The 21,806-nt window shown below is 63.7% G+C and carries 29 protein-coding genes; 28 read left to right on the top strand and 1 reads right to left on the bottom strand.

The window, feature by feature from the left end:
* The first annotated feature begins 152 nt into the window (after positions 1–152).
* Both FOM02_RS41780 and FOM02_RS41785 read left to right on the top strand, forming a co-directional pair.
* A complete protein-coding gene (locus tag FOM02_RS41780) occupies positions 153–2,213 on the top strand; it encodes an FAD-dependent oxidoreductase (RefSeq protein ID WP_027564412.1) in 2,061 nt (686 codons plus the stop codon).
* A gap of 134 nt (positions 2,214–2,347) precedes the next feature.
* A complete protein-coding gene (locus FOM02_RS41785; protein ID WP_027564411.1) occupies positions 2,348–4,381 on the top strand; it encodes an ABC transporter ATP-binding protein in 2,034 nt (677 codons plus the stop codon).
* On the opposite strand, the gene FOM02_RS41790 is transcribed toward FOM02_RS41785, so the two are convergent.
* Positions 4,297–5,547, bottom strand: a complete 1,251-nt coding sequence (locus FOM02_RS41790; protein WP_265441035.1) for an FAD-dependent oxidoreductase — start codon at positions 5,545–5,547, stop codon at positions 4,297–4,299. The genes FOM02_RS41785 and FOM02_RS41790 overlap by 85 nt on opposite strands.
* 684 nt (positions 5,548–6,231) lie before the next feature.
* Between FOM02_RS41790 and rpsL the strand changes: the two genes are divergently transcribed.
* The 26 genes from rpsL to secY all read left to right on the top strand — a co-directional run bounded on the left by rpsL (position 6,232) and on the right by secY (position 21,619).
* Positions 6,232–6,603, top strand: a complete 372-nt coding sequence (gene rpsL, locus FOM02_RS41795; RefSeq protein ID WP_007603006.1) for a 30S ribosomal protein S12 — start codon at positions 6,232–6,234, stop codon at positions 6,601–6,603.
* Positions 6,604–6,618: 15 nt separating this feature from the next.
* Positions 6,619–7,089, top strand: coding sequence for a 30S ribosomal protein S7 (rpsG, locus tag FOM02_RS41800; protein WP_018647239.1), 471 nt, complete (start codon positions 6,619–6,621; stop codon positions 7,087–7,089).
* A 33-nt stretch (positions 7,090–7,122) separates the two neighbouring features.
* On the top strand, positions 7,123–9,195 hold the full coding sequence (gene fusA, locus FOM02_RS41805) for an elongation factor G (protein WP_027564409.1): 2,073 nt from the start codon (positions 7,123–7,125) through the stop codon (positions 9,193–9,195).
* A 41-nt stretch (positions 9,196–9,236) separates the two neighbouring features.
* On the top strand, positions 9,237–10,427 hold the full coding sequence (tuf, locus tag FOM02_RS41810; protein WP_027564408.1) for an elongation factor Tu: 1,191 nt from the start codon (positions 9,237–9,239) through the stop codon (positions 10,425–10,427).
* A gap of 81 nt (positions 10,428–10,508) precedes the next feature.
* Positions 10,509–10,817: a 30S ribosomal protein S10 gene (rpsJ, locus tag FOM02_RS41815; protein WP_002712302.1), complete on the top strand. Its 309-nt coding sequence runs from the start codon at positions 10,509–10,511 to the stop codon at positions 10,815–10,817.
* Between the two features lie 51 nt (positions 10,818–10,868).
* Positions 10,869–11,582, top strand: coding sequence for a 50S ribosomal protein L3 (rplC, locus tag FOM02_RS41820; RefSeq protein ID WP_027564407.1), 714 nt, complete (start codon positions 10,869–10,871; stop codon positions 11,580–11,582).
* Between the two features lies 1 nt (position 11,583).
* Positions 11,584–12,204 carry a 50S ribosomal protein L4 gene (gene rplD / locus FOM02_RS41825; protein WP_018647243.1) on the top strand — a complete coding sequence of 207 codons (621 nt, stop codon included), beginning with the start codon at positions 11,584–11,586 and terminating at the stop codon, positions 12,202–12,204.
* Entirely contained in the window at positions 12,201–12,503 is a 303-nt protein-coding gene (locus FOM02_RS41830) for a 50S ribosomal protein L23 (protein WP_027564406.1), read from the top strand. Before rplD ends, FOM02_RS41830 begins: the two co-directional genes overlap by 4 nt.
* A 12-nt stretch (positions 12,504–12,515) precedes the next feature.
* A complete protein-coding gene (gene rplB, locus FOM02_RS41835) occupies positions 12,516–13,349 on the top strand; it encodes a 50S ribosomal protein L2 (RefSeq protein ID WP_027564405.1) in 834 nt (277 codons plus the stop codon).
* Positions 13,350–13,361: 12 nt separating this feature from the next.
* Positions 13,362–13,640 carry a 30S ribosomal protein S19 gene (gene rpsS / locus FOM02_RS41840; RefSeq protein WP_007603021.1) on the top strand — a complete coding sequence of 93 codons (279 nt, stop codon included), beginning with the start codon at positions 13,362–13,364 and terminating at the stop codon, positions 13,638–13,640.
* 10 nt (positions 13,641–13,650) lie between these two features.
* A complete protein-coding gene (gene rplV / locus FOM02_RS41845) occupies positions 13,651–14,040 on the top strand; it encodes a 50S ribosomal protein L22 (protein WP_035729589.1) in 390 nt (129 codons plus the stop codon).
* Positions 14,041–14,058: 18 nt separating this feature from the next.
* The gene (gene rpsC / locus FOM02_RS41850) at positions 14,059–14,784 is read left to right on the top strand and encodes a 30S ribosomal protein S3 (protein ID WP_027564403.1); all 726 of its coding nucleotides are present in this window, start codon (positions 14,059–14,061) and stop codon (positions 14,782–14,784) included.
* 30 nt (positions 14,785–14,814) lie between these two features.
* Complete coding sequence (rplP, locus tag FOM02_RS41855; RefSeq protein ID WP_008136349.1) at positions 14,815–15,228, top strand: 50S ribosomal protein L16; 414 nt, start codon at positions 14,815–14,817, stop codon at positions 15,226–15,228.
* Positions 15,229–15,233: 5 nt separating this feature from the next.
* The gene (gene rpmC, locus FOM02_RS41860; RefSeq protein WP_011088144.1) at positions 15,234–15,440 is read left to right on the top strand and encodes a 50S ribosomal protein L29; all 207 of its coding nucleotides are present in this window, start codon (positions 15,234–15,236) and stop codon (positions 15,438–15,440) included.
* Positions 15,441–15,453: 13 nt separating this feature from the next.
* Positions 15,454–15,702, top strand: coding sequence for a 30S ribosomal protein S17 (gene rpsQ / locus FOM02_RS41865; protein WP_007603028.1), 249 nt, complete (start codon positions 15,454–15,456; stop codon positions 15,700–15,702).
* An 84-nt stretch (positions 15,703–15,786) separates the two neighbouring features.
* Positions 15,787–16,155, top strand: coding sequence for a 50S ribosomal protein L14 (rplN, locus tag FOM02_RS41870; protein ID WP_027564401.1), 369 nt, complete (start codon positions 15,787–15,789; stop codon positions 16,153–16,155).
* Positions 16,155–16,469, top strand: a complete 315-nt coding sequence (gene rplX / locus FOM02_RS41875) for a 50S ribosomal protein L24 (RefSeq protein WP_027564400.1) — start codon at positions 16,155–16,157, stop codon at positions 16,467–16,469. The genes rplN and rplX overlap by 1 nt, the downstream gene beginning before the upstream one ends.
* Positions 16,462–17,019, top strand: coding sequence for a 50S ribosomal protein L5 (gene rplE, locus FOM02_RS41880; protein ID WP_018647250.1), 558 nt, complete (start codon positions 16,462–16,464; stop codon positions 17,017–17,019). Before rplX ends, rplE begins: the two co-directional genes overlap by 8 nt.
* A gap of 46 nt (positions 17,020–17,065) precedes the next feature.
* Entirely contained in the window at positions 17,066–17,371 is a 306-nt protein-coding gene (gene rpsN / locus FOM02_RS41885; protein WP_018322268.1) for a 30S ribosomal protein S14, read from the top strand.
* A 14-nt stretch (positions 17,372–17,385) separates the two neighbouring features.
* A complete protein-coding gene (gene rpsH / locus FOM02_RS41890; RefSeq protein WP_018322269.1) occupies positions 17,386–17,784 on the top strand; it encodes a 30S ribosomal protein S8 in 399 nt (132 codons plus the stop codon).
* Positions 17,785–17,800: 16 nt separating this feature from the next.
* Positions 17,801–18,334 (top strand): 50S ribosomal protein L6, encoded by a 534-nt coding sequence (gene rplF / locus FOM02_RS41895; RefSeq protein WP_027564399.1) that lies wholly within the window; start codon positions 17,801–17,803, stop codon positions 18,332–18,334.
* A gap of 11 nt (positions 18,335–18,345) precedes the next feature.
* Positions 18,346–18,708: a 50S ribosomal protein L18 gene (gene rplR, locus FOM02_RS41900; protein ID WP_007603036.1), complete on the top strand. Its 363-nt coding sequence runs from the start codon at positions 18,346–18,348 to the stop codon at positions 18,706–18,708.
* 44 nt (positions 18,709–18,752) lie between these two features.
* A complete protein-coding gene (gene rpsE / locus FOM02_RS41905; protein ID WP_008136332.1) occupies positions 18,753–19,346 on the top strand; it encodes a 30S ribosomal protein S5 in 594 nt (197 codons plus the stop codon).
* Between the two features lie 24 nt (positions 19,347–19,370).
* Positions 19,371–19,577, top strand: a complete 207-nt coding sequence (gene rpmD, locus FOM02_RS41910; RefSeq protein ID WP_027564398.1) for a 50S ribosomal protein L30 — start codon at positions 19,371–19,373, stop codon at positions 19,575–19,577.
* A gap of 73 nt (positions 19,578–19,650) precedes the next feature.
* Positions 19,651–20,136 carry a 50S ribosomal protein L15 gene (rplO, locus tag FOM02_RS41915; protein ID WP_011088136.1) on the top strand — a complete coding sequence of 162 codons (486 nt, stop codon included), beginning with the start codon at positions 19,651–19,653 and terminating at the stop codon, positions 20,134–20,136.
* 151 nt (positions 20,137–20,287) lie between these two features.
* On the top strand, positions 20,288–21,619 hold the full coding sequence (gene secY, locus FOM02_RS41920; RefSeq protein WP_027564397.1) for a preprotein translocase subunit SecY: 1,332 nt from the start codon (positions 20,288–20,290) through the stop codon (positions 21,617–21,619).
* Positions 21,620–21,806: the final 187 nt, after the last annotated feature.

A 21,806-nucleotide genomic window follows, 5' to 3' on the forward strand; every position in this document is an offset into this window, starting at 1 on the left:
CGCAAGCCGGCCTTTTTGCTGCTTTGTTTCCCTGTTGCGGTGCGGGATCAACCTTTGTTCATCTTTCCTTCAGGCGCAAAAGCGCTTCTGCTAGGGCAGCTTAGACCGGTGGATCCCGTGACGGGGGCAGGGCCGGAGACCACGGAACTGACATGCTTGATCTCGCAATCGTAGGCGGCGGCCCCGGCGGGCTGATGAGTGCCTGGTATCTAAAGCGTAAGCTCGGCGACCTCTGCCGCATCACCATCTTCGAGGCGTCCGACCGGCTCGGCGGCAAGATCGTCACGCGCAAATTCGATTCCGCGCCCGCGATGTACGAGGCCGGCGTTGCCGAGATCTACGACTACTCGATGACGGGCCCGGACCCGCTGCGCGAGCTGATCCAGCATTTCGGACTTCAGACCATCCCGATGGACGCCGAGCAGGTGCAGTTCGGCGGCGAGCTGCTCGACGACGTGCCCGGCATGCGCCGCAAATACGGTGCGAAGACCGCCGCTGCGATCGAGGCGTTCCGCAACCGTTGCGCCGAAATGATGTCGCCGATCGAATATTACGAGGGCGTCGGCGCGCACGACAACGAGAACCCCTGGGCCTACAAGACCGCCGAGCAGGTGCTCGACGAGGAGGTCGAGGACGAGACCGCAAAGCGCTTCTTCAAGGTGATGGCGCGCTCGGATATCGCCACCGAGAGCCACAACACCAACGGCCTCAACGCGCTCAAGAACTACCTGATGGATGTCGACGGCTATATCGGCCTCTACTCCATCCAGAACGGCAACGAGCAGCTGATCGAGTGCCTGCAGTCGGAGGTCAACGCCGACATCCAGCTCAATCACCGCGTGCTCACCGTCGGCAAGGCGCCGACCGGCCGCTATCAGCTCAAGATGATGAATGGCAAGGGTCCGGAGACGCGCGACTTCGACCTCGTGCTGGTCTGCCTGCCGCATTCCTGGCTCGCTACGATGGGGTGGGAAGGCGAGCAGCTGCGCAAGTCGATGGTCAAGCACGTCTCCTATTTCGACCGTCCCGCGCACTATCTGCGTGTCTCGATCCTGTTCGACGCCCCGTTCTGGGGCGAGAAGATTCCCGGCGCCTGGTTCATGTCGGAGGCCTTCGGCGGCTGCTGCGTCTACAACGAGGGCGCGCGCCACGACGTCGGCAAGCACGGCGTGTTGAACTGGCTCATTCCCGGCTCCGATGCGCTGGCCTTCGCCAACCTCTCGGACCAGGAGCTGATCGACGCCGCGCTGAAATCGCTGCCCGCCTCGCTCGGCGATGCCCGCGCGCATTTCCTGGAAGGCAAGATCCACCGCTGGCTGTCGTCGGTGAACGCGCTGCCGGGCGGTCTGCCGGTGCGCGACGTCATGACCAACCATCGCCCCGAGCCGAAGGAACATCCCGGCATCGTGGTGGTCGGCGACTATCTGTTCGACTCCACGCTGAACGGCCTGCTCGATTCCTCGGATGCCGCGACCGACATCATCCTGACCGAGATGATGCGCCTGCGCCGCGAGCGCGCGCAGGGCGAGGCGCAGGTCTCCGACAAGATCGATCGCGACTATTTCGAGAACTATCGCGGCCTCGGTCCCTATCACGAAGCCTGGAAGCACTTCACCGATCCCGATTACCTGTCCAAGCTGATCGGCATCGTCTGGGGCAAGGCCAAGGGCTCAAAGCTCCTGGTCGCGGGCTCGGCCAGCGGCGAGCTGGTCGGCGCGCTGCGCGAGCGCGGCATCGATGCCTGGGGCATCGAAAGCAACCGCGCCATCCATGCGAAAACGCCGAAGGCGCTGAAGAAGTACAACAAGCTCGGCTCGATCACCGACATGCCGTTCAAGGATGGCAGCTTCGACTTCGTGTTCGAGACCAGCCTCTGCCACGTGTCCCCGAAGCAGGTGGTCCGCGCGATCCGCGAGCTCAACCGCGTGGTCAAGACCGGACTCGTGTTCGGCTCGATCACCTCGGACATGGCCTCGGTGGTGATCGACCGCTACGACCTCCTGCGCGGGGTCAAGAAGCTCGGCACCTGGTGGGAATGGTCCGAGCTGTTCTTCGGCAACGGCTTCGACCTGTCGATGCACCGCAAGGACTGCACCGACGCGCTCTGGGAGGCGACGCTCGCCGCGGGCAAGGGCCCGGGCCAGTGGTACGCCGACGCCGACAGCTTGCGTTATTCGTTCTTCGACAAGGTCGAGGACGAGGACGACGACTAGCGCTCAAGGATCGGGTGAATTCGCCAATTGTTTTGCCGAATTCATTTTGATCGCATAGAATCGGTGCAATAGCGGCTCTCCGCTATTTCCTGCTTTCTCTGCGGTCATGCCGGCCGTCAGCATCGGTTGGTATCATGGCGTCCAAGCCTCTCTCGCCCGACAAACAGAAGCTCGCCGCCGAAGAGGCGACCGAGCTCGACGACAAGCTCGCCGCCGCCGCCAAGCCGGACCTCGAAGGCGACGAGGACGATGAAGACGAGGAGGATGACGAGCTGGAGCTCGATGACGACGATGAGGACGAGGACCTCGTCGTCTTTACCGCGCGCGAGGCGGCCGGCGCGCTCGCGACCATCCTGGGTTTCATCAAGCCCTTCCTCGCCAACTACAAGCGGATGCTGTCGTTCGTGGCGTTCGGCGTCGTCGTCGAGACGCTGTTCAACGTCATCATGCCGCTCAGCCTGAAATACCTGATCGACGACGCGCTCGGCGAGGAGGATTTCCAGGCGCTGTACAAGATCCTCGGCGTGCTCGCGGCCGCCGGCATCTTCACCTCTATCGTCGCGGTCTGGTACGAGCGCTGGGACGCGCGGCTGGCCGCCTGCATCATCTCCGACGTCCGCAAGCGCCTGTTCGAGCACGTCCAGGACCTGCCGGCGGCCTATTTCGGCCGCACCAAGCGCGGCGAGATCCTGTCGCGCTTCTCGGTCGACCTCTCGGCCTTCGAAGGCTCGGTCAAGACCTTCGCCAACAGCGCGGCGCTGCCGTTTCTGGAATTGGTCGCCGGCATTGTCCTAATGGTGTTCCTGAACTGGCAGCTCGCCGTCGTCGCGCTGCTGGTGTTCCCGATCACGCTGATCGGCCCGCGCATCCTCACCCCGAAGGCGGTGCAGGCCAATTACGAGCAGAAGCTCAACGAGAGTGCGCTGCTCGGCATGGTGCAGGAGAACGTGGCGGCGCAGGCCGTGATCAAGGCGTTCAGCCTGCAGCGCAAGATGTTCGGCTTCTTCCGCTTCCGCAACGACGAGACCCGCAACAAGATCGCCTCCGCGGCGTTCCTGTCGACCATGGTGGAGCGAACGGTCACCATCTCGGTGCTGATGCTGCATCTCGTGGTGCTCGCGATCGGCGCCTATCTGGCGACCAAGGGCCAGATCACCATCGGCACCTTCGTCACCTTCGAGAGCGCGTTCTGGGAGGTCTCCTACAACATCGCCCATGTGATGCACTTCATCCCGGTGTCGATCTCCTCGGCCGCCGCGATCCGCCACATCCAGGAGCTGCTCGACGAGCCGACCCGCGGCGCCGATCGGCCGGGCGCGCCCGACCTGCCGCGCATCACCAACGACATCACCTTCGACCACGTCACCTTCCAGTACGAAGGCAGCCAGACGCCGGTGCTGGACAATCTCAGCCTCAAGCTAAACGTCGGCAAGAGCATCGCCATCGTCGGGCCCTCGGGCTCGGGCAAAAGCACGCTGCTCAATTTGATCCTGCGGCTCTACGTGCCCGATGAGGGGCGCGTCACCATCGACGGCGTCGACGTCCGCAAGGTGACGCTGGATTCGCTGCGCCGGAGCATGGCGGTCGTGTTCCAGGAGAACATGCTGTTCAACATGTCGATCCGCGAGAACATCCGGCTCGGCAAGGAGGGCGCGACCGACGAGGAGGTGGAGGAGGCGGCGAAAAAGGCCGAGATCCATCGCTACATCATGAGCCTGCCGCAGCGTTACGACACCCCGGTCGGCGAGCGCGGCGACACCTTGTCGGGCGGCCAGCGCCAACGCATCGCGATCGCGCGCGCGATCATCCGCAATCCCTCGGTGCTGCTGCTCGACGAGGCCACCTCGGCGCTGGACCAGACCACGGAAGCGGCGATCAATCGCACTCTGCTGAAGGTCGCCAAGGGCCGCACCATGATCTGGTCGACGCATCGCCTGACCTCGGTGGTCGAGATGGACGAGATCATCGTCATTTCAGGGGGCAGGGCGATCGAGCGCGGCCCGCATGCCGAGCTGCTCGCGAAGAACGGCACCTATCGCAAGCTGTGGAACGACCAGATGCACCAGCCGCACAGCGCTGCGGCTCAGGCCGATGACGACAGCGAGGATGACGACGAGGAAGACGACGACCTTGAGGATGATGAGGACGAGGACGACGAGGAGGAGTGACCGAGGAAGTTCGGTTCCAGGTCGAAGGCACCTCCGAGCGGCCGCAAGAGCCCCTGAACCGACCAGGCCATGAAGCGCGCCCAGCGCTGTGCCGTCCAATAGGGGCCTGTCGCGGTCGAGACCAAGCGGAAATCGAACGCCTTCGCCGCCGACCATTCGTCGCAGGCCCGCTTGACGGGATCGGCATAGAACGCGGCGACCTTCGCCGCATCCATCCCGTCGGAGGCGAGCCACTGCGGGATGTAGACATTGCAGAGCCGCTCGACGTCCGTGAAGACCTTGTCGCAGCCGGTGCCTGCGGCGGGGCAGGAGGTCGCGAAGGCATCGCCCACCAATACGAGGCCGGGCTGGCCGCTTGCATCGTTCACATAGAGATCGACCGGGCGGATCTTGATCTCGCCGGGAATGTCGAATGGGCCGGTGATGTGTTTGAGCCGGGGTAGGGCGGCGTTCAGCGTCTCGGCTGGCCTGCGACGCAGCTCGCCGAGCCAGGGATCGTCGAAGCTGCGGTAGACGAACAGATTGGCGCGCATCCGCGGGCCGATCGGAAACAGCGTGATGTAGGGAATGCGGTCGCTCGGCCGCTCCGAGAAATAGGTCAATGCGGGGAAATCGAACGAATTCCGCCCCGCCGGCACCACGTCGAATCCGATCGAGATCGAATGGCAGGCGCTGACGACCTTCCGCGCAATGCCGAGCTGGTGGCGCAGGCCGACATTGAGGCCATTGGCGAGCACGACGAGGCGGGCCGAGATCGTCTCGTCATTGGAGAGCGAGACCCGCTGCCGCTCCGGGCTGGTCTCGACCGCAACGGCCTTGGCGCAGATGCGCTCGACGCTCGCAGGGATCTCGTCGCGGACGGCGCCAACCAGGGAATCGTAGAGGATGTTGAACTGCCGGCTCGGCGCCTTGTCGAGCAGACGGCCGAAACGCGCGATCCAGTTCTCGCCGGCAAAGGTGGCGCGGCGCAGCACCGATTCTCCGATTCCGGTCTTCAGGAATCGCTCGACCTGGACATGGCCGCTGAGTTTCTCGACGCGAAAATCCGCCGGATAGCTCTCATGCGGATCGATCAGGGCTGTCGAAATGCCGGCGCGGCCGAGCATCGCAGCGGTGGTCGAGCCGGACAAACCCCCGCCGATGATGGCAATGTCGGTGTACCGCATGGCGTAAATCTCTGCCGAAGGCGGCAGATTGCCGCATCAACAGGAAAAAAAGCCTTAGCAAGAGATATAAAAGTATATTTCGCCCGGATGTAAATGGGTCGCTGGGGTAGCGGAACAGGAAACCCATGCCCATATCCGGATGACGCGGTGAGTGCGACAAACAGCGATTTCGACAGTCGCGAGAAGCGTTTTCTGACTGTCGTTTCACCTTGACTTGAGCGATTCTCACTTATAGAAAGCGCCTCACTTAACGACAGGCGGTGAGCATCGCCAACGTCGGAACGGGCCACCCGTTGATCGCCAGGGACCATATCTCGGGGATCGATTAAGCGGGCACCAACCTCGACGAATGCCGCTCAAACGCTGTCGATCATAGCTAGGCAATGCCAGTGCGATTTTAGTTCTCTTGAGCTCGTTCTCTTGAGATCGAATTCGGATGCATGACCTCGGTGCGCAGGCCGCAGCTTTACGCTGATCGGCCTCAATATCGCGGTCCTCTGTGGCGTCGAAGCGCTTTCCGCTCGTTGATGGAGCGGTTGGCGCAATTTCGCTTTGTGCGGATTGTTCCGCAAAAGGCGGCCTCGTCGGGCAGGTGGCCCGAGAAGAATTTGCGGTTCCGGCGACGGACCGCGCCAAGACAGCGGGCCCGGAAGGGGCCGCGACAGAACAAAGGGTAAGGCCAGGATGCCGACGATCAACCAGCTGATCGCTCAACCGCGTGAAGTGCAGAAGTCGCGCAAGAAGGTGCCGGCGCTGCAGCAGTCGCCGCAGAAGCGCGGTGTTTGCACGCGCGTCTACACCACGACCCCGAAGAAGCCGAACTCGGCGCTTCGTAAGGTCGCCAAGGTGCGCCTGACCAACGGCTTCGAGGTGATCGGCTACATCCCCGGCGAGGGCCATAACCTCCAGGAGCACTCGGTGGTCATGATCCGCGGCGGCCGCGTCAAGGACTTGCCCGGCGTGCGCTACCACATCCTCCGCGGCGTTCTGGATACCCAGGGCGTCAAGAACCGTAAGCAGCGTCGTTCGAAGTACGGCGCCAAGCGTCCGAAGTAAGCGGGAACCAGCTCAATGTCTCGTCGCCACTCAGCGGAAAAGCGCGAAGTTCTCCCGGATCCGAAGTTCGGGAACATCATCGTCACGAAGTTCATGAACTCGGTGATGTACGCCGGCAAGAAGTCGGTCGCCGAAGGCATCGTCTATGGTGCGTTTGGTATCATCGAGAGTAAGACCAAGCAGAACCCGCTCGGCGTGTTCGAGCAGGCGCTCGAGAACGTCATGCCGACGATCGAGGTTCGCTCCCGCCGCGTCGGCGGCGCGACCTACCAGGTTCCGGTCGAGGTTCGCTCGACCCGCCGGCAGGCGCTTGGCATTCGCTGGCTGATCGCGGCTGCGCGCGAGCGCAACGAGAAGACGATGACCGAGCGGCTCTCGGCGGAGCTCTTGGACGCATCGAATAACCGGGGGAACGCCGTCAAGAAGCGTGAAGACGTGCACCGGATGGCGGAAGCCAACCGCGCCTTCTCGCACTATCGCTGGTAACGGCGAAACAAACGGACTCGCAAGGAACACCCCATGCCCCGCCAACATGCCATCGAGGACTACCGTAACTTCGGTATCATGGCGCATATCGACGCCGGCAAGACCACGACGACCGAGCGCATCCTCTATTACACCGGCAAGAGCCACAAGATCGGCGAAGTGCACGAAGGTGCCGCGACGATGGACTGGATGGAGCAGGAGCAGGAGCGTGGCATCACGATCACCTCGGCTGCGACCACCGCGTTCTGGGCCGGCAAGCGCCTGAACATCATCGACACGCCCGGCCACGTCGACTTCACCATCGAGGTCGAGCGTTCGCTGCGCGTGCTCGACGGCGCCGTCTGCGTGCTCGACTCCAACCAGGGCGTCGAGCCCCAGACCGAGACCGTCTGGCGCCAGGGCGACAAGTACAAGGTTCCGCGCATCGTCTTCGCCAACAAGATGGACAAGATCGGCGCCGACTTCTTCAAGTGTCTGGCCGACATCGTCGACCGTCTGGGCGCCAAGCCCGTCGCGATCCAGCTGCCGATCGGTGCCGAGAACAACTTCAAGGGTCTCGTCGACCTCGTGAAGATGAAGGGCGTCGTCTGGAACGATGAATCGCTCGGCGCGAAGTTCGACTATGTCGACATTCCGGAAGACCTCGTCGACCAGGCCAAGGAATACCGCGAGAAGATGGTGGAAGCCGCCGTCGAGCTCGACGACGACGCCATGGCCGCCTATCTCGACGGCAAGGAGCCGGACGAGGCGACCCTGAAGCGCCTGATCCGCAAGGCGGTGCTGACCGGCGCGTTCTATCCCGTGCTGTGCGGCTCGGCCTTCAAGAACAAGGGCGTGCAGCCGCTGCTCGACGCCGTCGTCGACTATCTGCCGTCGCCGCTCGACGTGCCCGCGATCAAGGGTACCGACGACAAGGGCAACGAAGTCGTGCGCAAGGCGGACGACAAGGAGCCGCTGGCGCTGCTCGCGTTCAAGATCATGGACGACCCGTTCGTCGGCACCATCACCTTCTGCCGCATCTACTCCGGTATCCTGCAGAGCGGCACCGGCGTCGTGAACTCGACCCGCGAGAAGAAGGAGCGCATCGGGCGCATGCTGCTCATGCATGCGAACAACCGCGAGGACATCAAGGAAGCCTATGCCGGCGACATCGTCGCGCTGGCCGGCCTGAAGGAAGCGCGCACCGGTGACACGCTGTGCGATCCCGACAAGCAGGTGATCCTGGAGAAGATGGAATTCCCCGAGCCGGTCATCGAGATCGCGATCGAGCCGAAGTCCAAGGCCGACCAGGAGAAGCTGGGCGTGGCACTGGCCAAGCTCGCCGCGGAGGATCCGTCCTTCCGCGTGTCGACCGACCACGAGTCCGGCCAGACCATCCTCAAGGGCATGGGCGAACTCCATCTCGACATCAAGGTCGACATCCTCAAGCGCACCTACAAGGTCGACGCCAACATCGGCGCGCCGCAGGTTGCGTTCCGTGAGCGCGTCACCAAGCGGGTCGAGCACAGCTACACCCACAAGAAGCAGACCGGCGGTACCGGCCAGTTCGCGGCCGTGTCGTTCATTGTCGAGCCGAACGAAGCCGGCAAGGGCTACGAGTTCGAGTCGAAGATCGTCGGCGGCGCGGTGCCGAAGGAATACATCCCCGGCGTCGAAAAGGGCCTGGAGAGCGTGCTCTCGTCCGGCGTGGTCGCGGGCTTCCCCGTGGTCGACGTCAAGGTGCAGCTCGTCGACGGCAAGTATCACGACGTCGACTCGTCGGCGCTCGCCTTCGAAATCGCTTCGCGCGCCTGCTTCCGCGAAGCGCTGCAGATGGGCAAGTCCGTCCTGCTCGAGCCGATCATGAAGGTCGAAGTGGTGACCCCGGAAGACTACACCGGCTCGGTCATCGGCGACCTGAATTCCCGGCGCGGTCAGATCCAGGGGCAGGACATGCGCGGCAACGCCAACGTCATCAACGCGATGGTGCCGCTCATGAACATGTTCGGTTACGTGAATAACCTACGCTCGATGAGCCAGGGTCGCGCGACCTTCACCATGCAGTTCGACCACTACGCAGAAGCGCCGGCCAACGTGTCGGCAGAAGTCCAGAAGAAGTTTGCCTGATTGTCGTCGGTCTGAAAGCTGACGATTGAACGGAGAGTCAAATGGCCAAAGCAAAGTTTGAACGTAACAAGCCGCACTGCAACATCGGCACCATCGGTCACGTCGACCATGGCAAGACGTCGCTGACCGCGGCGATCACCAAGGTTCTCGCCGAAGCCGGCGGTGCGACGTTCACCGCGTACGACCAGATCGACAAGGCGCCGGAAGAGAAGGCGCGCGGCATCACCATCTCGACCGCGCACGTCGAGTACGAGACGCCGAACCGCCACTACGCCCACGTCGACTGCCCCGGCCACGCCGACTACGTGAAGAACATGATCACCGGCGCCGCCCAGATGGACGGTGCGATCCTGGTCGTGTCGGCCGCTGACGGCCCGATGCCGCAGACCCGCGAGCACATCCTGCTCGCCCGCCAGGTCGGCGTGCCCGCGCTCGTCGTGTTCCTCAACAAGTGCGACATGGTCGACGATCCGGAGCTGCTCGAGCTCGTCGAGCTCGAAGTCCGCGAGCTGCTCTCGAAGTACGAATTCCCGGGCGACACGATCCCGATCATCAAGGGCTCGGCGCTGGCCGCTCTGGAGGACTCCAACAAGGCGCTCGGCCACGACGCCATCCTCGAGCTGATGAAGAACGTCGACTCGTACATCCCGCAGCCGGAGCGTCCGATCGACCAGCCGTTCCTGATGCCGGTTGAAGACGTGTTCTCGATCTCGGGCCGCGGCACCGTCGTGACCGGCCGTGTCGAGCGCGGCATCGTCAAGGTCGGCGAGGAAATCGAGATCGTTGGTCTCCGCGCCACCCAGAAGACCACCGTCACCGGCGTCGAAATGTTCCGCAAGCTGCTCGATCAGGGTCAGGCCGGCGACAACATCGGCGCTCTGCTCCGCGGTACCAAGCGCGAAGACGTCGAGCGCGGTCAGGTGCTGTGCAAGCCGGGTTCGGTCAAGCCGCACACCAAGTTCAAGGCTGAGGCTTACATCCTCACCAAGGAAGAGGGCGGTCGCCACACCCCGTTCTTCACCAACTACCGTCCGCAGTTCTACTTCCGCACCACCGACGTGACCGGTGTCGTGCACCTGCCGGAAGGCACCGAGATGGTGATGCCGGGCGACAACATCGCGATGGAAGTGCACCTGATCGTGCCGATCGCGATGGAAGAGAAGCTCCGTTTCGCGATCCGCGAAGGTGGCCGCACCGTCGGCGCCGGCGTCGTCGCCTCGATCATCGAGTAATTACGAGAATAGGGACGGCGAGTAGCGAGTGGTGACATTCGCTATTCGCTATTCGCCACCCACTGAAGAGAGACCACGGCAATGAACGGCCAAAACATTCGTATCCGTCTCAAGGCGTTCGACCATCGTATCCTCGATACGTCGACCCGCGAGATCGTGAACACGGCGAAGCGCACCGGCGCGCAGGTCCGCGGACCTATTCCGCTGCCCACCCGCATCGAGAAGTTCACCGTCAACCGTTCGCCCCACGTCGACAAGAAGAGCCGCGAGCAGTTCGAGATGCGCACTCACAAGCGCCTGCTCGACATCGTCGATCCGACCCCGCAGACCGTCGATGCTTTGATGAAGCTCGACCTGGCCGCCGGTGTCGACGTCGAGATCAAGCTCTAAGATTTTGGATCCCGTTCGCGTAAGCGGACAGAAAGAACAGGAAGCAAGCCGATGCGCTCCGGAGTGATCGCACAAAAGGTCGGGATGACGCGGGTCTTCACGGAGGCCGGCGAACATATCCCCGTGACCGTGCTGAAGCTCGGCAATTGCCAGGTCGTAGGCCACCGCACCGAAGAGAAGAACGGTTACGTCGCGCTCCAGCTCGGTTCTGGTGCCCGCAAGACCGTTTACATGCCCAAGGCCGAACGCGGCCAGTTCGCGGTCGCCAAGGTCGAGCCGAAGCGCCGGGTCGAGGAATTCCGCGTCACCGCGGATGCCATGATCCCGGTCGGCGCCGAGATCCAGGCCGATCACTTCGTCGTCGGCCAGTTCGTCGACGTCACCGGCACCTCGGTCGGTAAGGGCTTTGCCGGCGGTATGAAGCGCTGGAACTTCGGCGGTCTGCGCGCCACGCACGGTGTGTCGATCTCGCACCGCTCGATCGGTTCGACCGGTGGTCGTCAGGACCCCGGCAAGACCTGGAAGAACAAGAAGATGCCCGGCCACATGGGTGTCGATCGCATCACCACGCTCAACCTTCGCGTCGTCCAGACCGATGTCGAGCGCGGCCTGATCCTCGTCGAAGGCGCCGTTCCCGGCTCCAAGGGCGGCTGGATCCGCGTGCGCGACGCCGTCAAGAAGCCGTTGCCGAAGGAAGCTCCGAAGCCCGGCAAGTTCAAGGTTGCTGGCGACGCGGAAGCCGCTCCGGCTGCGCAGGAGGCGTGAGATGGAACTGAAGGTCACCACCCTCGAAGGTAAGGAAGCCGGCTCCGTCCAGCTGTCCGACGCCATCTTCGGTCTCGAGCCGCGCGAGGACATCATCGCGCGCTGCGTGCAGTGGCAGCTCAACAAGCGCCAGGCCGGCACGCACAAGGCCAAGGGCCGCGCCGAGATCTGGCGCACCGGCAAGAAGATGTACAAGCAGAAGGGCACCGGCGGTGCTCGTCACGGCTCGGCCCGCGTGCCGCAGTTCCGCGGCGGTGGCCGTGCCTTCGGTCCGGTGGTGCGTTCGCACGCCACCGACCTGCCGAAGAAGGTCCGCGCGCTCGCGCTCAAGCATGCGCTCTCGGCCAAGGCCAAGGACGGCGATCTCGTCGTGATCGAGAAGGCCGCGCTGGAAGCCGCCAAGACCAAGGCGCTGCTCGGTCACTTCTCGGGCCTGGGGCTCACCAACGCGCTGATCATCGACGGCGCCGAGCTCAACAACGGCTTTGCCGCTGCGGCCCGCAATATCCCGAACATGGACGTGCTGCCGATCCAGGGCATCAACGTCTATGACATCCTGCGCCGTCAGAAGCTCGTTCTGACCAAGGCCGCCATCGATGCGCTGGAGGCGCGCTTCAAATGAGCAAGAACATCGAGCCTCGCCACTACGACGTGATCCTGTCGCCGGTCGTGACCGAAAAGGCCACGATCGCCTCGGAGCACAACAAGGTGCTGTTCAAGGTGGCCGCGAAGGCGACCAAGCCGCAGATCAAGGAAGCGATCGAGAAGCTGTTCGACGTCAAGGTCAAGAGCGTCAACACGCTGGTCCGCAAGGGCAAGACCAAGGTCTTCCGCGGCAATCTCGGTTCGCAGTCGAACTCCAAGCGCGCGATCGTGACCCTCGAAGAGGGCCATCGGATCGACGTGACCACCGGTCTGTAAGGTCGTACGACGATGGCACTGAAGACATTCAATCCCACGACGCCGGGCCAGCGCCAGCTGGTCATGGTCGATCGTTCGGCCCTCTACAAGGGCAAGCCGGTCAAGGCGCTCACCGAAGGCAAGCACTCCTCGGGCGGTCGCAACAACACCGGTCGCATCACCGTGCGTTTCCGCGGCGGCGGTCACAAGCAGACGCTGCGTATCGTCGACTTCAAGCGTGACAAGGTCGATGCGCCCGCGACGGTCGAGCGGCTGGAGTACGATCCCAACCGCACTGCGTTTATCGCGCTGATCAAGTATCAGGACGGCGAGCAGGCCTACATCCTGGCGCCGCAGCGCCTGGCCGTGGGTGACACCATCGTCGCCGGCAACTATGTCGACGTGAAGCCGGGCAACGTCATGCCGCTCGGCAACATGCCGGTCGGCACGATCATCCACAACATCGAGGTCAAGATCGGGAAGGGTGGCCAGCTCGCTCGTTCGGCGGGCACCTACGCCCAGCTCGTCGGCCGCGACCAGGACTACGTCATCATCCGTCTGAACTCAGGCGAGCAGCGTCTGGTGCACGGCCGTTGCCGCGGCACGATCGGCGCGGTGTCGAACCCGGATCACATGAACACCTCGATCGGCAAGGCCGGCCGCAACCGTTGGCTGGGCCGCAAGCCGCATAATCGCGGCGTTTCGATGAACCCGATCGACCATCCGCACGGCGGTGGTGAAGGTCGTACCTCGGGCGGCCGCCACCCGGTCACCCCGTGGGGCAAGCCGACCAAGGGCAAGAAGACCCGCTCCAACAAGTCGACCAACAAATTCATTCTCCTAAGCCGCCACAAGCGGAAGAAGTAAGGAACGCCGGACATGGTTCGTTCAGTCTGGAAAGGCCCGTTCGTCGAGGGTTCTCTGCTCAAGAAGGCAGATGCCGCCCGTTCGTCCGGCCGTCACGACGTCATCAAGATCTGGAGCCGTCGCTCGACGATCCTGCCGCAATTCGTCGGCCTGACCTTCGGCGTCTACAACGGTCAGAAGCACGTGCCGGTGGCCGTCAACGAGGAAATGGTCGGTCACAAGTTCGGCGAGTTCTCGCCGACCCGGACCTTCCATGGCCACTCCGGCGACAAGAAAGCCAAGAAGGCTTGAGGATTAAACGATGAGCAAACCTAAGCGCGAACGGAGCCTCGCCGACAACGAGGCCAAGGCGGTCGCCCGGATGCTGCGGGTGAGTCCGCAGAAGCTCAACCTGGTCGCCCAGCTCATTCGCGGCCGGAAGGCTTCCGCTGCGCTCGCCGACCTGCAGTTCTCGCGCAAGCGGATCGCGGTTGACGTGAAGAAGTGCCTGGAATCGGCGATCGCCAACGCCGAGAACAACCACGACCTCGACGTCGACGATCTCGTCGTGGCGCAGGCCTTCGTCGGCAACGGCCTCGTGATGAAGCGCTTTGCCGCCCGCGGCCGTGGCCGCTCGGGCCGTGTCTACAAACCATTTTCGCAGCTGACGATCATTGTTCGTCAGGTCGAAGCCGAAGCAGCAGCGGCTTAAGGGTCGCAGGAGAAAACGATGGGTCAAAAGATCAATCCGATCGGTCTGCGTCTCGGCATCAACCGGACCTGGGATTCCCGCTGGTTCGCCGGCAAGCAGGAATACGGCAAGCTGCTGCACGAGGACGTCAAGATCCGCGAGATCCTGCACAAGGAGCTCAAGCAGGCGGCCGTCGCCCGCATCGTGATCGAGCGTCCGCACAAGAAGTGCCGCGTCACCATCCACTCGGCCCGTCCGGGCGTGGTGATCGGCAAGAAGGGCGCCGACATCGACAAGCTGCGCAAGAAGGTCGCGGACATCACCTCGTCCGACGTCGTCATCAACATCGTCGAGATCCGCAAGCCGGAGCTCGATGCGACGCTGGTGGCGGAATCGATCGCGCAGCAGCTGGAGCGCCGCGTAGCGTTCCGCCGCGCCATGAAGCGCGCCGTGCAGTCGGCGATGCGTCTCGGCGCGGAAGGCATCCGCATCAACTGCTCGGGACGTCTGGGCGGTGCGGAAATCGCGCGCATGGAGTGGTATCGCGAAGGCCGCGTGCCGCTGCACACGCTGCGCGCCGACATCGATTACGGCGTTGCGACCGCGTTCACGACCTTCGGCACCTGCGGCGTCAAGGTCTGGATCTTCAAGGGCGAGATCCTCGAGCACGATCCGATGGCCCAGGACAAGAGAATGGCCGAAGGCGAGACCGGCGGCAGCAGCGATCGCGGTGGCCGTCAGCGCCGCGAGACGGCTGCAGCCTAAAGCCAGACAGGAATTTGAGGGCTTAAAGCCATGATGCAACCTAAGAAAACGAAGTTCCGGAAGGCGCATAAGGGCCGCATCCACGGCGTCGCGTCTTCGGGCGCGACGTTGGCGTTCGGCCAGTTCGGCCTGAAGGCGACCGAGCCTGAGCGCGTCACCGCCCGCCAGATCGAAGCCGCTCGCCGCGCGCTGACCCGCCACATGAAGCGCGCCGGCCGCGTCTGGATCCGCGTGTTCCCCGACGTTCCGGTGTCGAAGAAGCCGGCCGAAGTCCGCATGGGCTCCGGCAAGGGTTCGCCGGAATTGTGGGTGGCGCGCGTCAAGCCGGGCCGGGTGCTGTTCGAGATCGACGGCGTCAACACCCAGACGGCGCGTGAGGCGCTGACCCTGGCGGCCGCCAAGCTGCCGATCAAGACGCGCTTCGTCGAGCGCATTGCGGAGTAATGGCCATGGCACAGATGAAGATCGAAGACATCCGCGCGATGAGCCCCGACCAGCAGGATGACGCCATCCTGAACCTGAAGAAGGAGCGCTTCAACCTGCGCTTCCAGCGCGCCACCGGGCAGCTCGAGAACACCTCGCGCCTGCGCGAGGCCCGCCGTGACATCGCCCGGATCAAGACCGTCGCCGCGCAGACGCGCGCGAAGAAGAAGTAAGAGGCTTACGAAGATGCCGAAACGTACTTTGCAGGGCGTGGTCGTCAGCGACAAGCAGGCCAAGACCATCGTGGTGCGCGTCGATCGCCGCTTCACGCACCCGATCTACAAGAAGACGATCCGCCGTTCGAAGAACTACCACGCGCACGACGAGAGCAACGAGTTCAAGCCGGGCGACATGGTGTGGATCGAGGAATCGAAGCCGATTTCGAAGCTGAAGCGCTGGGTCGTGATCCGGGGCGAGCACAAGAAAAGCGCCTGATCTGTTGGCTTTAGCCGACTGACTTCAGGGAAATGTTGAGCGCCGGCTGGGCTGGCGCAATTAGAAAGAGGACGAGGTGCATCAATGATTCAGATGCAGACCAACCTCGACGTGGCCGACAATTCTGGCGCACGCCGTGTCATGTGTATCAAGGTGCTCGGAGGCTCCAAGCGCCGCTACGCCACGATCGGCGACATCATTGTCGTCTCGATCAAGGAAGCGATTCCGCGTGGCAAGGTGAAGAAGGGCGACGTGATGAAGGCCGTCGTGGTGCGCGTCCGCAAGGACATCCGCCGCGCCGACGGTTCGGTCATCCGCTTCGACCGCAACGCCGCCGTGCTGATCAACAGCCAGTCCGAGCCGGTCGGCACCCGTATCTTCGGGCCCGTGCCGCGCGAGCTGCGCGCCAAGAACCACATGAAGATCATCTCGCTCGCGCCGGAGGTGCTGTGATGGCTGCGAAGATCCGCAAGGGCGACAAGGTCGTCGTGCTGACCGGCCGCGACAAGGGCCGCACCGGCGAAGTGTTCGAGGTTCGTCCCGACGCCGGCACCGCGCTCGTGCGCGGCGTCAACATGGTCAAGCGTCACCAGAAGCAGACGCAGGCCCAGGAGGGCGGCATCATCTCGAAAGAGGCGCCGATCCAACTGTCCAACATCGCGTATGTCGGCAAGGACGGAAAGCCGACCCGCATCGGATTCAAGATTCTGGCGGACGGCAAGAAGGTCCGCATCGCCAAGAGCTCGGGAGCTGAGATCGATGGCTGAGGCCGCTTACACCCCGCGCCTGCGCGCGGAATACGACGCGAAGATCCGCACCGCCCTGACCGAGAAGTTCGGTTATGAGAACGTGATGCAGGTTCCGCGCCTGGACAAGGTCGTGCTGAACATGGGCGTTGGCGATTCGGTCAACGACCGCAAGAAGGCCGAGACCGCCGCTGCCGAGCTGACCCAGATCGCCGGCCAGAAGGCGATCGTGACCTATTCGCGTATCGCGATCGCGACCTTCAAGCTGCGTGAGAACCAGCCGATCGGCTGCAAGGTCACGCTGCGCAAGGCCCGCATGTACGAGTTCATCGATCGCCTGGTGACGGTCGCGCTGCCGCGCGTCCGCGACTTCCGCGGCCTGAACCCGAAGAGCTTTGACGGCCGCGGCAACTACTCGCTCGGCATCAAGGAGCACATCATTTTCCCCGAGATCGACTTCGACAAGGTCACGGAAGCCCGCGGTATGGACATCACCGTCTGCACCACGGCCAAGACCGACGAAGAGGCGAGGGCCTTGTTGACCGCTTTCAATTTCCCGTTCCGGCAGTGAGACGCTGACCTAGAGCCTCTCAAACGCGGATACCCAGGAGCCAAGCATGGCAAAGAAGAGTTCAGTCGAGAAGAACAACCGGCGCAAGCGGATGGTGAAGAACGCCGCCGCCAAGCGCGAGCGGTTGAAGGCGATCATCGCCGACAAGAAGCTGCCGATGGAAGAGCGTTTCGCTGCGACGTTGAAGCTGGCGGAAATGCCGCGCAACTCGTCGGCCACCCGCATCCGCCTGCGCTGCGAGCTGTCGGGCCGCCCGCGCTCGAACTATCGCAAGAACAAGCTGTCCCGTATCGCGCTGCGCGAACTTGGCTCCAAGGGCATGGTCCCGGGCCTCGTCAAGTCGAGCTGGTAAGGAGGGTCGTTTAGATGTCTACGCACGATCCAATCAGCGATCTGATCACCCGCATCCGCAACGCGCAGATGCGCTCCAAGACCAAGGTCTCGACGCCCGGCTCGAAGATGCGCGAGAACGTGCTCGAGGTGCTCAAGTCCGAGGGCTACATCCGCGGTTACGCTACGCTCGAGCATTCCTCGGGCCGCAGCGAGATCGAGATCGAGCTGAAGTATTTCGACGGCGAGCCCGTCATCCGCGAGATCGAACGTGTCTCCAAGCCCGGGCGTCGCGTTTACGCCTCGGTGAAGAACCTGCCGCGGGTCAACAACGGGCTCGGCATTTCGGTGTTGTCGACGCCGAAGGGGATCATGGCCGACCACAGCGCGCGCGACGCGAATGTGGGCGGTGAAGTCCTCTTCACGGTGTTCTGAGAAGGATTTTTGATCCATGTCACGAGTTGGCAAAAGGCCTGTGGCGGTTCCGTCGGGTGTGACCGCGACCGTCGATGGGCAGACCGTCAAGATGAAGGGGCCGAAGGGCCAGCTTCAGTTCGTCGTCCATGACGACGTCGAGGTGAAGCTCGAGAGCGGCCAGATCAAGGTCAAGCCGCGGGCCGAGACCAACCGCGCCCGCGCGCTGTACGGTACCGCGCGCGCCCAGGTCGCGAACCTGGTCGAAGGCGTCACCAAGGGCTTCGAGAAGAAGCTCGAGATCACCGGCGTCGGCTACCGCGCCGCGATGCAGGGCAAGAACCTGCAGCTCGCGCTCGGCTACAGCCACGACGTGATCTATCCGATCCCGGAAGGGATCACGATCGCCGTGCCGAAGCCGACCGAGATCACGGTGTCGGGCAGCGACGTCCAGCGCGTCGGCCAGGTCGCCGCCGAGATCCGCAGCTATCGCCCGCCGGAGCCCTACAAGGGCAAGGGCGTGAAGTATGTTGGCGAATTCATCTTCCGCAAGGAAGGCAAGAAGAAGTAACGGAGCCGGTCATGTCCAAAGCCAAGGTTACGAATGCCCGGCGCAAGCGGAGTGTGCGGCTGAAGCTGCGCCGCTCCGGTGGCGGCCGTCCGCGTCTGTCGGTGTTCCGCTCGTCCAAGCACATCTACGCCCAGGTCATCGACGACCTGAAGGGCGAGACGCTGGCCTCTGCCTCTTCGCTCGAGAAGTCGATGCGCGACGGCGGCAAGACCGGCGCCGACATCGATGCGGCGAAGGCGGTCGGCAAGCTGCTGGCCGAGCGCGCCGCCGAGAAGGGCGTCAAGGAAGTCGTGTTCGATCGCGGCAGCTATCTCTATCACGGGCGCGTCAAGGCTCTCGCCGACGCGGCGCGTGAGAGCGGGCTGAGCTTCTAACGGAATTTGAGGATTGAGGCGTAAGCCTCTGAAGGATTGGAAAAATGGCAGAACGCGAACAACGTGGTGGACGCGATCAACGCGGCGGCGGACGTGAACGCAAGGAGCGCGAGGAGCGCGACAGCGAGTTCGTCGACAAGCTCGTCCACATCAACCGCGTGGCCAAGGTCGTCAAGGGCGGCAAGCGCTTCGGTTTCGCAGCGCTGGTCGTGATCGGCGACCAGAAGGGCCGTGCCGGCTTCGGTCACGGCAAGGCACGCGAAGTGCCCGAGGCGATCCGCAAGGCGACTGAATCCGCCAAGCGCAATCTGACCCGGGTCTCGCTGCGCGAGGGCCGCACGCTCCATCACGACATCGCCGGCCGTCATGGCGCGGGCCGTGTCTACCTGCGTGCAGCTCCGGCCGGTACCGGCATCATCGCCGGCGGCCCGATGCGCGCCGTGTTCGAGACGCTCGGCGTCCAGGACGTGGTGGCCAAGTCGATCGGCTCATCGAACCCGTACAACATGGTTCGCGCGACCTTCGACGCGCTGAAGCATCAGGATTCGCCGCGTTCGGTCGCAGCCCGCCGCAACATCAAGGTGTCCACTCTGCAGTCCCGCCGTATCGGCGGCGATGCCGAGGCGGCTGCCGACTAACGGAAGCTTTCGGAGTAGACTCCCATGGCCAAGGACGCCGCTAAGTCCAGCAAGACGATCAAGCTCGAGCAGACCGGCAGCGCGATCCGCCGCCATCACTCGCAGCGGTCGACCCTGATCGGGCTCAAGCTCAACAAGATCGGCCGCACCAGCGAACTGCCGGATACCCCGGCCGTGCGCGGCATGATCGACAAGGTTCACCATCTCGTCCGCATCGTCGACGAGAAGTAAGCAGGGCGCATGATCCCGAAACCGGGTGCCGGTCTTCGGTGACGATCATGCGCAAGACACAAGGAGAAGGGCGATGAAGCTCAGCGATATCGCCGACAACGCCGGCTCGCGCAAGAAGCGTATGCGCGTCGGCCGCGGCATTGGTTCGGGCAAGGGCAAGCAGTCCGGCCGCGGCGGCAAGGGCCAGACCGCGCGTTCGGGCGTGCGCATCAAGGGTTTCGAAGGCGGCCAGATGCCGATGCATCGCCGTCTGCCCAAGCGCGGCTTCAACAACATCTTCCGCGTCGAGTTCGCCGAGATCAATCTCGACCGGCTCCAGGAAGCGGTCGATGCCAAGAAGATCGACGCCGGCAGCGTCGTGAACGTCGAGGCCCTGGTGAAGGGCGGCGTGCTGCGCCGCGCCAAGGGCGGCCTGCGGCTGCTCGGCCGTGGCGAACTCAAGTCCAAGCTCAACATCGAGGTGCATGGCGCCACCAAGACCGCGATCGCGGCGGTCGAGAAGGCCGGCGGCTCGGTGAAGATCCTCGCCCCTGCCAAGGAAGAAGGCGAGGCGGCGTAACAACTGCGTCATTGGCCCGCGCCTCGCGGGCCTTTACGCATGCGGGACGATGGACTTATCGAAGCCGAGCCCCAGATAATGTCCGGCGTCCGCTCTAATGTAGCCCGGCCGCGGGCATGACGGCGCAACAGGCGGCGGGAGAAAGTCCAAGATGGTCTCTGCAGCGGAACAACTGGCAGCCAATCTCAATTTCGGCGCGTTCGCCAAGGCCGACGAACTGAAGAAGCGCATCTGGTTCACCCTGGGTGCGCTGCTCGTTTATCGGCTCGGAACCTACATCCCGCTGCCGGGCATCGATCCCAACATCTGGGAGCAGGTGTTCAGGTCCCAGGCGGGCGGCATCCTCGGCATGTTCAACATGTTCGCCGGCGGCGGCATCCACCGCATGGCGATCTTCGCGCTGAACATCATGCCGTACATCTCGGCCTCGATCATCATCCAGCTCCTGACCACCGTCTCGCCGCAGCTCGAGGCGCTGAAGAAGGAGGGTGAGGCGGGGCGCAAGACGCTGAACCAGTACACCCGCTATCTGACGGTGATCCTGGCCGCGTTCCAGTCCTACGGCATCGCGGTGGGCCTCGAAGGCGCCGGCAACGTCGTCAGCGACCCCGGCATGTTCTTCCGCCTGTCGACCGCGATCACGCTGACCGGCGGCACCATGTTCCTGATGTGGCTGGGCGAGCAGATCACCTCGCGCGGCATCGGCAACGGCATCTCGCTGATCATTCTCTCCGGCATCGTCGCCGAGCTGCCCGCGGCGCTCGCCAACATGCTCGAGCTCGGCCGTCAGGGCGCGATGTCGACCGGCCTGATCCTGGTCGTCATCATCATGGCCGTCGCCGTGATCGCCTTCATCGTGTTCATGGAGCGCGCCCAGCGCCGGCTGCTGATCCAGTATCCGAAGCGCCAGGTCGGCAACAAGATGTTCGAGGGCCAGTCTTCGCATCTGCCGCTGAAGCTCAACACCTCGGGCGTGATCCCGCCGATCTTCGCGTCTTCGCTGCTGCTGCTCCCGACCACGGTCGCGAACTTCAATGCCGGCAGCGGGCCGGAATGGTTCCAGTGGATCACCACCCAGCTCGGCCACGGCCGTCCGCTGTTCCTGGTGCTCTATCTCGCGCTGATCGTGTTCTTCGCGTTCTTCTACACCGCCATCGTGTTCAACCCGACCGAGACCGCGGACAATCTGAAGAAGCACGGCGGCTTCATCCCGGGCATCCGTCCGGGCGAGCGCACCGCGGAATATATCGACTACGTGCTGTCGCGCATCACCGTGCTGGGTGCGATCTATCTCGCGATCGTCTGCTTGATCCCGGAGATCCTGATCTCCTACGCCTCGGTGCCGTTCTACTTCGGCGGCACCTCGCTGCTGATCGTCGTCAGCGTCACCATGGATACGGTGGCGCAGGTGCAGGGCTATCTGCTGGCCCATCAGTACGAAGGCCTGATCCGCAAGTCGAAGCTGCGCGGCCGCCGCCGCTGAGCGCTGTGTCCTGCGAAGGCGGCGCAACAGCGCCGCCGATTCGCCGCGCGAGCAACGCGCGGCGCTGACGGAAGCGACCAGCCGGACGTTCGGTCGCATCGGCAGAGCAGCTCTCACCGCGACGCAATCACTGATTTCAAAGGCCTTCTTGGCGTCCAGGCATTCGCTCCCCTATGATATGGGTAGC

The organism is Bradyrhizobium sp. SEMIA (genome assembly GCF_014844175.1).
Taxonomy (GTDB): Bacteria; Pseudomonadota; Alphaproteobacteria; order Rhizobiales; family Xanthobacteraceae; genus Bradyrhizobium; species Bradyrhizobium arachidis.

Excerpts from the sequence above, each read along its gene's own strand:
- rplB (WP_027564405.1), top strand. The coding sequence starts at position 12,516 with ATGGCACTGAAGACATTCAATCCCACGACGCCGGGCCAGCGCCAGCTG.
- rplF (WP_027564399.1), top strand. The coding sequence starts at position 17,801 with ATGTCACGAGTTGGCAAAAGGCCTGTGGCGGTTCCGTCGGGTGTGACC.
- rplC (WP_027564407.1), top strand. The coding sequence starts at position 10,869 with ATGCGCTCCGGAGTGATCGCACAAAAGGTCGGGATGACGCGGGTCTTC.
- rpsN (WP_018322268.1), top strand. The coding sequence starts at position 17,066 with ATGGCAAAGAAGAGTTCAGTCGAGAAGAACAACCGGCGCAAGCGGATG.
- FOM02_RS41780 (WP_027564412.1), top strand. The coding sequence starts at position 153 with ATGCTTGATCTCGCAATCGTAGGCGGCGGCCCCGGCGGGCTGATGAGT.
- rplN (WP_027564401.1), top strand. The coding sequence starts at position 15,787 with ATGATTCAGATGCAGACCAACCTCGACGTGGCCGACAATTCTGGCGCA.
- rpsL (WP_007603006.1), top strand. The coding sequence starts at position 6,232 with ATGCCGACGATCAACCAGCTGATCGCTCAACCGCGTGAAGTGCAGAAG.
- rplX (WP_027564400.1), top strand. The coding sequence starts at position 16,155 with ATGGCTGCGAAGATCCGCAAGGGCGACAAGGTCGTCGTGCTGACCGGC.
- rplD (WP_018647243.1), top strand. The coding sequence starts at position 11,584 with ATGGAACTGAAGGTCACCACCCTCGAAGGTAAGGAAGCCGGCTCCGTC.
- rpsQ (WP_007603028.1), top strand. The coding sequence starts at position 15,454 with ATGCCGAAACGTACTTTGCAGGGCGTGGTCGTCAGCGACAAGCAGGCC.
- tuf (WP_027564408.1), top strand. The coding sequence starts at position 9,237 with ATGGCCAAAGCAAAGTTTGAACGTAACAAGCCGCACTGCAACATCGGC.
- FOM02_RS41785 (WP_027564411.1), top strand. The coding sequence starts at position 2,348 with ATGGCGTCCAAGCCTCTCTCGCCCGACAAACAGAAGCTCGCCGCCGAA.
- FOM02_RS41790 (WP_265441035.1), bottom strand. The coding sequence starts at position 5,547 with ATGCGGTACACCGACATTGCCATCATCGGCGGGGGTTTGTCCGGCTCG.
- rpmD (WP_027564398.1), top strand. The coding sequence starts at position 19,371 with ATGGCCAAGGACGCCGCTAAGTCCAGCAAGACGATCAAGCTCGAGCAG.
- rpsS (WP_007603021.1), top strand. The coding sequence starts at position 13,362 with ATGGTTCGTTCAGTCTGGAAAGGCCCGTTCGTCGAGGGTTCTCTGCTC.
- rpsJ (WP_002712302.1), top strand. The coding sequence starts at position 10,509 with ATGAACGGCCAAAACATTCGTATCCGTCTCAAGGCGTTCGACCATCGT.
- rplE (WP_018647250.1), top strand. The coding sequence starts at position 16,462 with ATGGCTGAGGCCGCTTACACCCCGCGCCTGCGCGCGGAATACGACGCG.
- rplV (WP_035729589.1), top strand. The coding sequence starts at position 13,651 with ATGAGCAAACCTAAGCGCGAACGGAGCCTCGCCGACAACGAGGCCAAG.
- rpsC (WP_027564403.1), top strand. The coding sequence starts at position 14,059 with ATGGGTCAAAAGATCAATCCGATCGGTCTGCGTCTCGGCATCAACCGG.
- rplO (WP_011088136.1), top strand. The coding sequence starts at position 19,651 with ATGAAGCTCAGCGATATCGCCGACAACGCCGGCTCGCGCAAGAAGCGT.
- FOM02_RS41830 (WP_027564406.1), top strand. The coding sequence starts at position 12,201 with ATGAGCAAGAACATCGAGCCTCGCCACTACGACGTGATCCTGTCGCCG.
- rplP (WP_008136349.1), top strand. The coding sequence starts at position 14,815 with ATGATGCAACCTAAGAAAACGAAGTTCCGGAAGGCGCATAAGGGCCGC.
- fusA (WP_027564409.1), top strand. The coding sequence starts at position 7,123 with ATGCCCCGCCAACATGCCATCGAGGACTACCGTAACTTCGGTATCATG.
- rpsH (WP_018322269.1), top strand. The coding sequence starts at position 17,386 with ATGTCTACGCACGATCCAATCAGCGATCTGATCACCCGCATCCGCAAC.
- rpsE (WP_008136332.1), top strand. The coding sequence starts at position 18,753 with ATGGCAGAACGCGAACAACGTGGTGGACGCGATCAACGCGGCGGCGGA.
- rpsG (WP_018647239.1), top strand. The coding sequence starts at position 6,619 with ATGTCTCGTCGCCACTCAGCGGAAAAGCGCGAAGTTCTCCCGGATCCG.
- secY (WP_027564397.1), top strand. The coding sequence starts at position 20,288 with ATGGTCTCTGCAGCGGAACAACTGGCAGCCAATCTCAATTTCGGCGCG.
- rpmC (WP_011088144.1), top strand. The coding sequence starts at position 15,234 with ATGGCACAGATGAAGATCGAAGACATCCGCGCGATGAGCCCCGACCAG.
- rplR (WP_007603036.1), top strand. The coding sequence starts at position 18,346 with ATGTCCAAAGCCAAGGTTACGAATGCCCGGCGCAAGCGGAGTGTGCGG.